This is a genomic window from Candidatus Hakubella thermalkaliphila (assembly GCF_013281975.1).
Taxonomy (GTDB): Bacteria; Actinomycetota; Humimicrobiia; order Hakubellales; family Hakubellaceae; genus Hakubella; species Hakubella thermalkaliphila.
Genome location: NZ_BLRZ01000332.1, coordinates 1 through 936, shown reverse-complemented (window position 1 = coordinate 936; position 936 = coordinate 1). Strand labels below are relative to the sequence as shown.

Here is a 936-nt window from a genome sequence, read left to right as displayed (position 1 = left end):
ATAACATAAATAGCATTATAGGCATCCCCTACCCAGGCCAGGACGTGGTTGGAGGGGACCATGGTGGGATGAACGCGCACCATGATACCTTCTTCTCCGTCCTCACTGATGGCCAGGAGCTTGATAGTATATCCCAGCTCCCGGGCATAGCGAATGTCTATGGGACTTATCCCCATTATACCTTCGACATAGACATCTTTATGTACCACCCGGGCATTAAAGGCAATGGAGGACAAAATGGCCAGTTTGGCCGCAGCATCCAGGCCTTCCAGGTCCGCCCGCGGATCAGCCTCAGCATAGCCCAACTGCTGAGCTTCCCCCAGAGCCTCCTTCAGAGACATGCCTTCCTGGGACATCCTGGTCAGAATGTAGTTGGTGGTGCCGTTAACAATACCGATGATCTTTTTAATCTTATTCCCGGCCAGAGACTCCTTCAGGGGATGGATGATAGGTATTCCTCCCCCTACACTGGCTTCAAAATAGAGATCCACCTTTCGCTCGGCAGCGGTCTCCAGGAGGCCCTTACCATAGTTGGCCATGAGCTCTTTATTGGCCGTGATCACATGCTTGCCCCTGGCCATGGCCTCCAATATATACTCTTTGGCCGGACTGATGCCTCCCATCAGCTCCAGGACTACTTCTATCTCCGGATCCTTGAGGATGCAATCCGGATCGGTAGTAATCACGGTAGAGGGATCCAGATAGAGCCTCTTTTTGTCAGGATTCTTGATCGCTACCGCCTTGGTCCTGATCCGGGCTCCGGCTTTCATCTCAATGGATTTTTGGTTCTCCAGGAGAAGCTTTCCCACTCCTGAGCCCACCGTTCCGTACCCAAAAATTCCTATGTTCACGCTATGATCAAAAGTACCGTTCAAACTCTTTACCCCTATATCTCATCAGAAGCACATCAGGTCGCTCATCCTGGAGAATTTCACC

General features: G+C 51.5%; 1 protein-coding gene. It reads right to left on the bottom strand.

The window, feature by feature from the left end:
• A partial coding sequence (locus HW443_RS11950; RefSeq protein ID WP_176238299.1) for a homoserine dehydrogenase occupies positions 1 to 875 on the bottom strand: 875 nt, incomplete at its 3' end.
• Between the last annotated feature and the right edge of the window lie 61 nt (positions 876 to 936).